An 8,481-nucleotide genomic window follows, 5' to 3' on the forward strand; every position below is an offset into this window, starting at 1 on the left:
CTCGACCGGGATCTTCTGGCCGATGTAGTTCTCGATGTCGGGCAGGCCCATCGCGTAGAGGTCGCAGGCGAAGCTGATCGCATCGCCCTCCGCGCCGAGCCGCGCGGTGCGGCCGATGCGGTGCACGTAGTCTTCCGGGTCCTGCGGCAGGTCGTAGTTGAAGACGTGGCTGACGTCGGGGATGTGCAGGCCGCGCGCGGCCACGTCGGTGGCCACGATCATGTCGATCTGGCCGCCCTGGAAGCGCTCCAGCAGCTTCTGCCGCTTCTTCTGCGGCACGTCGCCGGACAGCGCGCCGACGCGGAAGCCCTGCCGCTGCAGGCGCTCGGAAACGCGCTCGGCGGCGGCCTTGGTGTTGACGAACACGATGCTGCGGTGCGGATCGCTGCGTTCGAGCAGGTTCAGCAGCAGCGGGATCTTCTCTTCCTTGGCCGGGAAGTACACCACCTGGCGCACGCGGTCGGCGGTGACGTGCTCGGTCTCCACCACCAGCTTTTCCGGGTTGTGCATGTGCTCGTAGGCGAGCTCCAGCACGCGGTAGCTCAGCGTCGCCGAGAACAGCAGCACCTGGCGCTGCTCGCGCGCCGGCAGGCGGCGGAAGATGAAGCGCACGTCCTTGATGAAGCCGAGGTCGAACATGCGGTCGGCCTCGTCGATCACCATCACCTCGACGCCGTTCAGGCCGAACACGTGCTGCTTGTAGTAATCGAGCAGGCGGCCGGGGGTGGCGATGATCACGTCGCAGCCGTCTTTCAGCAGCTGGCGTTGCTTGTCGTAGTCGACGCCCCCATAGATCAGGGCGAAGCGCAGGCCGGTGTGGCGGCCGATCGCGCGCGCGTCCTTTTCGATCTGGATCGCCAGCTCGCGGGTCGGCGCGATCACCAGCGCGCGCGGATCGCTGTCGCGGCGCTCCGGCGTCGCCGGCAGCGTCAGCAGGCGGTTCATCAGCGCGACCAGGAAGGCGCAGGTCTTGCCGGTGCCGGTCTGCGCCTGGCCGGCGACGTCGCGCCCGGTCAGCGCGACCGGCAGGGTCAGCGCCTGGATCGGCGTGCAGCGGGTGAAGCCGCAGTCGGCAAGGCCTTGCTGCAGCAGCGGATGAAGGTCGAATTGCTCGAAGAAGGTATCGGTGAGTACGGTCTGGGACATGGGAAGGATGACGGTAAGGCGGGACAAGGCCGCTGGTGGCGCCCTTGAATCGCGCCCTGAGTTGCGCTGGAATGGGTGGGCGCCGCAACGGCAGCCTCCCGGTTTCCAGTCTCGCCCGCCTCGTGCGGGCGCACCAGTTTAGCCGATGCCGAGCGTGCCGGCTCTATCGCGGCCTTTGCGCCGCCTTTCCCCGCATAACGGAGATCCCCGGTGAGCGAGATGATCACCCACATCAGCGACAGCGACTTCGACAGCCAGGTGCTGCAGTCGGACACCCCGGTCCTGGTCGACTTCTGGGCCACCTGGTGCGGCCCCTGCAAGGCGATCGCGCCGGTGCTCGAGGACATCGCCAAGGACTACCAGGGCCGCCTGAAGGTGGTGAAGGTGGACGTCGACCAGAACCAGAAGACGGCGATCGCCTACAGCATCCGCTCGATCCCGACGCTGATGGTGTTCAAGAGCGGCAAGGTCGAGGCGCAGCAGCTCGGCGCCGTGCCCAAGGGCCAGATCGCCCAGATGCTGGACCGCGTCGTCTGAACACGCCGCGCGCCGCGCTGGACGCCGCGCGGCGCGCGATGCTAGGCTGACCCATCCGCCGGAGCGCAGTCCGCGCCCGCCCGCCTCGAAAGCATCCCCTCCGTTCCCACCCTTCAACGGCGCCCGCGAGGTCCGTCCGTGTCCGATATCGAAAGCAAAGACAACGCCGAAGCGTCGCGTCCGGCCGACGCGCCGATCGAGGCCCGCAAACCCGATGCCGGCGAGCACGCCGAGGGCGGCGACGCCCCGCGCGAAGGCGGCGAGCCGTCGCAGCAGCCGCGCCGCGAGCGCGAAGGCCGCAACCGCCGCCGCGGCCGCCACGACCGCGGCCCGCGCCCGCAGCAGCCGCAGATGCAGAACGGCAACGGCGAGGACGAGGGCGACGGCGGCGATCCGAACCGCCTGATCAACCTGACCGAGCTCAAGCGCAAGAACGCGCTGCAGTTGCTCGACCTCGCCGAATCGCTGGGCATCCAGGAAGGCGTCGCGCGCGCGCGCAAGCAGGACGTCATCTTCAACATCCTCAAGGCGCACGCCCGCACCGGCGGCGGCATCTGGGGCGAGGGCGTGCTGGAGATCCTGCAGGACGGCTTCGGCTTCCTGCGCTCGGCCGACGAGTCCTACCTGGCCGGCCCCGACGACATCTACGTGTCGCCGTCGCAGATCCGCCGCTTCAACCTGCGCACCGGCGACTACATCACCGGCCGCGTGCGCCCGCCGAAGGACGGCGAGCGCTATTTCGCGATGCTCAAGGTCGACGACATCAACGGCGAGCCGCCGGAGGCGTCGAAGAACAAGATCCTGTTCGAGAACCTGACGCCGCTGTTCCCGCGCAAGGCGTTCCACCTCGAGCGCGGCAACGGCTCCAGCGAGGACATCACCGGCCGCATCCTCGACATGATCGCGCCGGTCGGCAAGGGCCAGCGCGGCCTGATCGTCTCGCCGCCCAAGGCCGGCAAGACGATGATGCTGCAGAACGTCGCCCAGGCGATCGTGCACAACCACCCCGACGCGCACCTGATCATCCTGCTGATCGACGAGCGTCCGGAGGAAGTGACCGAAATGCAGCGCTCGGTGCGCGCCGAGGTGGTCAGCTCCACCTTCGACGAGCCGGCGGTGCGCCACGTGCAGGTCGCCGAGATGGTGATCGAGCGCGCCAAGCGCCTGGTCGAGCACAAGCGCGACGTGATCATCCTGCTGGATTCGATCACCCGCCTGGCGCGCGCCTACAACACCGTGGTGCCGTCCTCCGGCAAGGTGCTGACCGGCGGCGTCGACGCCAACGCGCTGCAGCGCCCGAAGCGCTTCTTCGGCGCCGCGCGCAACGTCGAGGAGGGCGGTTCGCTGACCATCCTCGCCACCGCGCTGATCGACACCGGCTCGAAGATGGACGAGGTGATCTACGAGGAGTTCAAGGGCACCGGCAACATGGAGGTGCACCTGGACCGCCGCATCGGCGAGAAGCGCGTGTACCCGGCGATCAACATCAACCGCTCCGGCACGCGCCGCGAGGAGCTGCTGATCGAGCCCGACATGCTGCAGAAGGTGTGGATCCTGCGCAAGCTGCTGCATCCGATGGACGAGCTCGCGGCGATGGAGTTCATGCTCGACAAGATGAAGAACACCAAGACCAACGAGGAGTTCTTCAACTCGATGAAGCGCGGCTGAGCACGCGCGCTTCCGCGAAAAGCCGGCGCAAGCCGGCTTTTTCGTGCCCGCCGCCGCGAAAGCCGGGCGAAACCCTGCCCGCCTAGCCTGCGCGCAGTCCCGGACGGTGAAGCAGGCATGCGCATCCTGGTCGTCGAAGACGACGCCGCGGTGGCCGACGCGATGCGGCGGGGGTTGTCCACCGAAGGCTACGCGGTGGACCGCGTGGAGTCGGCCGAACGCGCCTACGCGGCGCTGGCGAACGAGCACTTCGACCTCGCCATCGTCGACCTCGGCCTGCCGGGCGACGACGGCTTCGCCCTGCTGCGGCGCGTGCGCCGCGGCGGCGCGACGCTGCCGCTGCTGGTGGTCACCGCGCGCGACGCGCTGACCGACCGTGTCAACGCGCTCGACCTCGGCGCCGACGACTACCTGGTCAAGCCGTTCGCCCTGCCCGAGCTGGCCGCGCGCTGCCGCGCGCTGATCCGCCGTGTCGCCGCGGCGACGACCGCGCAGCTCGCCATCGGCCGGCTGCAGCTCGACCTCGGCGGCCGCCGCGCGTGCGTCGCCGGCACCGCGCTGGAGCTGACCCAGCGCGAGTGGTCGGTGCTGGAATGCCTGGCCCTGCACGCCGGGCGCGTGGTCAGCAAGGAGCGCCTGATGCAGGCGATCACCAGTTGGGACGAGGACATCACCGCCAACGCGATCGAGGTGCACATGTCGCGGCTGCGCGCCAAGCTGGGCGACGCCGCCAGCATCCGCACCGTGCGCGGACTCGGCTACTGCCTGCTGGAAGAGCGCGCCGCCTGAATTCACAAAAGGCGCCGGCCCCTCTTGCTTCGCCTGCGGCTGCCGATATAACTGGCAACAGGCCGAGCGCAGGCCCGGAGCGCAGCCATGACGAACATCCTGCACGGTCGCACCGCGACCGCCCTCTGGCAGGGCCTCGTGCACGAGGCGCAAGCGCGTGCCGATGCGCGCCTGGACGAGGAGCTGGAAAGCTACCTCGTGTTCGTGCTGATGCGGCATCTCGGCGACGCCGAGCTGAACGCGCGCGCGCTGGCGCTGGACTACCTCGACGCGCTCGCCCGCCACGGCGCGCTGCGCGAACAGGCGCTGCGCGACACCGGCGACCGCTGCCTGCTGATCGCCGGCCTGTACCCCGAGCAGGCCGAGCGCCGGCGCGTCAGCCTGTCCTATTTCCTCGACCTGGGCAGCGCCGCCTACGCGGCCGAGGCCGAGCAGCCGCGCAGCGCGCTGGCCGCGCTGTATCGCCACCTCGCCGAGGCGTTCGCGCGGCTGGTGCGCGCGCTGATCGAGCTGCGCCGCTGGTCGGGCGAATGGCGCGGTCCCGACGCGCTCGCCGCGCACGCGCTCGGCCGCGCCGACCCGGCCGGCGCCGCGCGCGACTTCCCGCGCGCGCTGCTGCTGGACGCGCCGGGCGGCCTGCACTGAGGCGCGGCGGCGGCGCTGGAGCCGCCGCGACGCGCGCCCTACACTGAACGCTTTCGCGAGGAAGCCCCGATGCGCATCTGCGTCTACTGCGCCTCCAGCCAGCACGCGCACGCCGAGTACCGCGCCAGCGCCTACCGGCTCGGCGAGCTGCTCGCCGAGGCCGGCTGCACGGTGGTCTACGGCGGCGGCTCGGCGGGCTCGATGGGCGCGGTCGCCGACGGCGCGCTGGCGCGCGGCGGCGAAGTGATCGGCATCCTGCCGCGCTTCATGGCCGACCTCGAATGGGGCCATCCCGGCCTGACCCGCCTCGAATTGGTCGAGGACATGCGCGAGCGCAAGCACAAGCTGCTGGCCGGTTCCGATGCGGTGATCGCGCTGCCCGGCGGCTGCGGCACGCTGGAGGAGCTGTTCGAGGCGATCACGTTGAAGCGCCTCGGCCTGTACTTCAACCCGATCGTGCTGCTCAACACGCGCGGCTTCTACGCGCCGCTGGACGCGTTCCTGCGCACGGCGATCGACGAGCGCTTCATGAATCCCGAGCACGCCGGCATGTGGCAGATGGTCGAGCACGTCGAGGACGTGCTGCCGGCGATCCAGGCCACGCCGCGCTGGCACGACAACGCGCGCGAGTTCGCGGTGGTGCGGTAGCGCTACGGGAGGCGGCCGCCGTACAGCGGTGGGCTGAAGCCCACCCTACGGCCAGGTGCGGCGCGACGCGTCACTCATCGGCAGCGACACCGTCGTCGGCATCGGCGGCTGGCTCGTCGCCGCCGTCGGCGGGCGCCGCCGTCTCCTCGCCGCCATGCGGGCGTCCGACCGATGCCGCCGGCCGCCAGCGCGTGCGCGCCGGCAGCAGCGCCTCGGCGGCGTCCACCGCGAGCAGCAGCTCGCCGCGCCGCGCCGCGGGCAGCTCCGCCCAGTGGCAGCCGGCCAGCGCGCCTTCCAGCGCGTACAGCAGGTTGAGGCTGGCGCGGAAGCCCGCGCGCTTGACGCGCATGTAGGCCTCGACCGCGCCGAGCCGTTCGAGGTCCGCCTGCGTGTGCACGCCGACCTGGCGCAGCCAGGCGGCCGACTTCGGCCCGATGTTGCGGATTTTCGCCGCGTCGCTCATCGCGCCGCCCCGCCGCCCGGACGGTTCAGGCCAGCGATGCCATGAAGGCCGCGCACAGCGCCTCCATGCCCGCGCGGTCGTCGGCGTCGAAGCGCGCCGGCGTGGGGCTGTCCACGTCCCATACGCCGAGCAGGCTGCCGTCCGCCCTGACCAGCGGCACCACGATCTCCGAGCGCGAGGCCGCGTCGCAGGCGATGTGGCCGGGGAAGGCGTTGACGTCGCGCACCAGTTGCGTCGTGCGCGTCGCCGCGGCGGTGCCGCACACGCCCTTGCCCAGCGCGATGCGCACGCACGCCGGGCGTCCCTGGAACGGTCCGACCACCAGCTCGGTGCCGTCGTAGAGGTAGAAGCCGCACCAGTTGAGGTCGGGCAGCGCGTGAAACACCAGCGCGGCGAAGTTGGCGGCGTTGGCGATCAGGTCGCGCTCGTCGTGCAGCAGGCCGCGCGCCTGCTGCGCCAGCTCGGCATACAGCTCGGGCTTGCTCCCGGCGAGGATCGGGGCGGCGGTGAACATCGGCGCACCTGCGGCAAAGAGGGGAGTGCGATTGTAAGCCCGCCGGCGCGCGTGCTGGCATACTGCGCGCGGTGAACCGAACCCGCATGCACGACGACGCCCCGCACGACGCACCCGCCCGGCGCATCCGCGGCCTGGCCTGGATCGACGCGATACGCGGCGCGACGGCCGCACCGGCGTTCGCGGCAGGCTTCCGCGCATGAGCGCACTCGGCGTGTTCGTCGCCGGCACCGACACCGGCATCGGCAAGACCTGGGCGAGCTGCGCGCTGCTGCACGCGCTGCGCGACGCCGGCCTGGACGCGGTCGGCATGAAGCCGGTGGCGAGCGGCAGCGAGGCCACGCCGCAGGGCCTGCGCAACGCCGACGCGCTGGCGCTGCAGGCGGCCAGCGCGCCGCCGCAGCCGGATTACGCGGCGCTCAACCCGGTCGCGTTGGCCGAGCCGGTGTCGCCGCACCTCGCCGCGCGCGCGGCCGGCGTCGAAATCACGCTGGCGCCGCTGCGTGCCGCCTACGCATCGCTCGGCGCCGGCCGCGACGCGGTGGTGGTCGAGGGCGTCGGCGGCTGGCTGGCGCCGCTGTCGGACACGCTGCCGGCCTCGGCGCTGCCGACCGGGCTTGGCCTGCCGGTGATCCTGGTGGTCGGCCTGCGCCTCGGCTGCCTCAACCACGCGCAGTTGAGCGCGCGCGCGATCCTCGCCGACGGCTGCGCGCTGCTCGGCTGGATCGGCAACGCGATCGACCCGACGATGGCGCGCCTCGACGACAACCTCGACACGCTGTGCCGCCTGCTGCCGGCGCCCTGTCTCGGCGTGCTGGACTACGCGCCGGACGGCGATCCCGCCACACAGGCGCCGGCGCTGGCGCGCGCCGTCGCGGCGCTGCGCGCGCGCGGCGCACGCAGCCGCTGACGCCGCGCGTGCTAGATTCGGCGGCGGCGCAATCCGCCGCCGGCCGGAGTCCGATCCGCGTGAAGCAGCGCTACTACCTCGGCATCGACGACATTGCCCATGCGCGCGGCAGCGACCCCGCGTTCGCGTTCGCCGGCAAGAGCCCCGAGGCGTTCGCCGATGCGCTGCAGCGGGCGCTGCGCGAGCCCTCGCTGTTCCTGCGCTGGAAGGCCGCGCAGCCCGACCCGGACGCGATCGACGACAGCCTCGGCGCGTGCGATCCCGCCGCCGCGGTGCGCGCGACGCAGGCCGACCTGCACACCGACGTCGAAGTCGTCACCGGCCTGCCGCACGCCGTGCTGAAGCACCGCCTGGCGCTGCTGATCGGCCAGCACTGGACGCTGCGCGACGTGCGCGGCGCCTGAACACGCATCGCCCCGCACGGACCCGCGCATGACCTGCCCCATCTGCGCCGCACCCAGCGAGCCGTTCGCCGAACACCGGGTGCTGGGCCGGCACCAGGCCCGCTATCGCCGCTGCACCGCGTGCGGCCACGTCTACGTCGACGCGCCGCACTGGCTGGAGGAAGCCTACGCCAGCAGCGCGATCGCGGCGCTCGACACCGGCATCGTGGTGCGCAACCTGTACCTCGCCGACGTGCTGGGCGCGCTGCTCGGCACGCGCTTCCGCCACGCCCGCCGCTGCCTCGACTACGGCGGCGGCAGCGGCCTGCTGGTGCGCCTGATGCGCGACCGCGGCCACGACTTCCGCTGGCAGGACGCGCATTGCGACAACCTGTTCGCACGCGGCTTCGAGGCCGACGCGGACGCGCGCTTCGACCTGATCACCTGCTTCGAGGTGATCGAGCACCTGGTCGATCCGCTGGCGGTGTTCGAGCGGCTCACCGCGCGCGCGCCGGTGGTGGTGTTCTCCACCGAACTGCTGCCGGCGAAGCGCAACCGGCCCGGCGAGTGGTACTACTTCGCGCCCGAGTGCGGCCAGCACATCGGCTTCTTCACGCCGGCCAGCCTGGCGGCGCTGGCGCGGCGGCTGGACCGCCATCTCGCCAGCGACGGCCGCATGGTGCACGTGCTGGCCGACGCGCCGGTCAGCCCGCTGCTGCTGCGCCTGCTGCGTCGACGCCCGATCGCGCGCGCGCTGGCCCGCCTGGCCCGGCGCCGC

General features: G+C 71.9%; 11 protein-coding genes. 8 read left to right on the forward strand and 3 right to left on the reverse strand.

All coding sequences use genetic code 11. The features are described from left to right. A partial coding sequence (locus ABFC67_RS01125; RefSeq protein ID WP_346736193.1) for a DEAD/DEAH box helicase occupies positions 1 to 1,146 on the reverse strand: 1,146 nt, incomplete at its 3' end. A 210-nt stretch (positions 1,147 to 1,356) separates the two neighbouring features. Between ABFC67_RS01125 and trxA the strand changes: the two genes are divergently transcribed. The 5 genes from trxA to ABFC67_RS01150 all read left to right on the forward strand — a co-directional run bounded on the left by trxA (position 1,357) and on the right by ABFC67_RS01150 (position 5,433). Then, positions 1,357 to 1,683, forward strand: coding sequence for a thioredoxin (trxA, locus tag ABFC67_RS01130; protein ID WP_346736194.1), 327 nt, complete (start codon positions 1,357 to 1,359; stop codon positions 1,681 to 1,683). 138 nt (positions 1,684 to 1,821) lie between these two features. Further along, positions 1,822 to 3,351 carry a transcription termination factor Rho gene (gene rho / locus ABFC67_RS01135; RefSeq protein ID WP_346736195.1) on the forward strand — a complete coding sequence of 510 codons (1,530 nt, stop codon included), beginning with the start codon at positions 1,822 to 1,824 and terminating at the stop codon, positions 3,349 to 3,351. 117 nt (positions 3,352 to 3,468) lie between these two features. Continuing rightward, positions 3,469 to 4,140 (forward strand): response regulator, encoded by a 672-nt coding sequence (locus ABFC67_RS01140; protein ID WP_346736196.1) that lies wholly within the window; start codon positions 3,469 to 3,471, stop codon positions 4,138 to 4,140. Positions 4,141 to 4,227: 87 nt separating this feature from the next. Then, entirely contained in the window at positions 4,228 to 4,785 is a 558-nt protein-coding gene (locus tag ABFC67_RS01145) for a hypothetical protein (protein WP_346736197.1), read from the forward strand. A 69-nt stretch (positions 4,786 to 4,854) separates the two neighbouring features. Beyond that, positions 4,855 to 5,433, forward strand: a complete 579-nt coding sequence (locus tag ABFC67_RS01150) for a TIGR00730 family Rossman fold protein (RefSeq protein ID WP_346736198.1) — start codon at positions 4,855 to 4,857, stop codon at positions 5,431 to 5,433. 70 nt (positions 5,434 to 5,503) lie between these two features. Here the strand turns inward: ABFC67_RS01150 and ABFC67_RS01155 are convergent, their stop codons facing one another. Both ABFC67_RS01155 and ABFC67_RS01160 read right to left on the reverse strand, forming a co-directional pair. Further along, positions 5,504 to 5,896, reverse strand: a complete 393-nt coding sequence (locus tag ABFC67_RS01155) for a TfoX/Sxy family protein (RefSeq protein ID WP_346736199.1) — start codon at positions 5,894 to 5,896, stop codon at positions 5,504 to 5,506. A 25-nt stretch (positions 5,897 to 5,921) separates the two neighbouring features. After that, positions 5,922 to 6,410 carry a GAF domain-containing protein gene (locus tag ABFC67_RS01160; protein WP_346736200.1) on the reverse strand — a complete coding sequence of 163 codons (489 nt, stop codon included), beginning with the start codon at positions 6,408 to 6,410 and terminating at the stop codon, positions 5,922 to 5,924. A gap of 199 nt (positions 6,411 to 6,609) precedes the next feature. On the opposite strand from ABFC67_RS01160, the gene bioD reads away from it, so the two are divergent. From bioD to ABFC67_RS01175, 3 genes are all read left to right on the forward strand, one after another. Then, positions 6,610 to 7,320: a dethiobiotin synthase gene (gene bioD / locus ABFC67_RS01165; RefSeq protein ID WP_346736201.1), complete on the forward strand. Its 711-nt coding sequence runs from the start codon at positions 6,610 to 6,612 to the stop codon at positions 7,318 to 7,320. 59 nt (positions 7,321 to 7,379) lie between these two features. After that, entirely contained in the window at positions 7,380 to 7,724 is a 345-nt protein-coding gene (locus ABFC67_RS01170) for a hypothetical protein (protein ID WP_346736202.1), read from the forward strand. A 28-nt stretch (positions 7,725 to 7,752) separates the two neighbouring features. Then, positions 7,753 to 8,481: class I SAM-dependent methyltransferase (locus ABFC67_RS01175; protein WP_346736203.1), on the forward strand; the 729-nt coding region annotated here is incomplete at its 3' end.

The sequence above is a fragment of the Mizugakiibacter sp. genome (genome assembly GCF_039680435.1).
In the GTDB taxonomy this organism is placed as follows: Bacteria; Pseudomonadota; Gammaproteobacteria; order Xanthomonadales; family Rhodanobacteraceae; genus Mizugakiibacter.

What these genes read in the sequence shown, in the direction of transcription:
- ABFC67_RS01140 (WP_346736196.1), top strand. Translation starts at nt 3,469, where the DNA reads ATGCGCATCCTGGTCGTCGAAGACGACGCCGCGGTGGCCGACGCGATG.
- ABFC67_RS01145 (WP_346736197.1), top strand. Translation starts at nt 4,228, where the DNA reads ATGACGAACATCCTGCACGGTCGCACCGCGACCGCCCTCTGGCAGGGC.
- ABFC67_RS01150 (WP_346736198.1), top strand. Translation starts at nt 4,855, where the DNA reads ATGCGCATCTGCGTCTACTGCGCCTCCAGCCAGCACGCGCACGCCGAG.
- ABFC67_RS01155 (WP_346736199.1), bottom strand. Translation starts at nt 5,896, where the DNA reads ATGAGCGACGCGGCGAAAATCCGCAACATCGGGCCGAAGTCGGCCGCC.
- ABFC67_RS01160 (WP_346736200.1), bottom strand. Translation starts at nt 6,410, where the DNA reads ATGTTCACCGCCGCCCCGATCCTCGCCGGGAGCAAGCCCGAGCTGTAT.
- bioD (WP_346736201.1), top strand. Translation starts at nt 6,610, where the DNA reads ATGAGCGCACTCGGCGTGTTCGTCGCCGGCACCGACACCGGCATCGGC.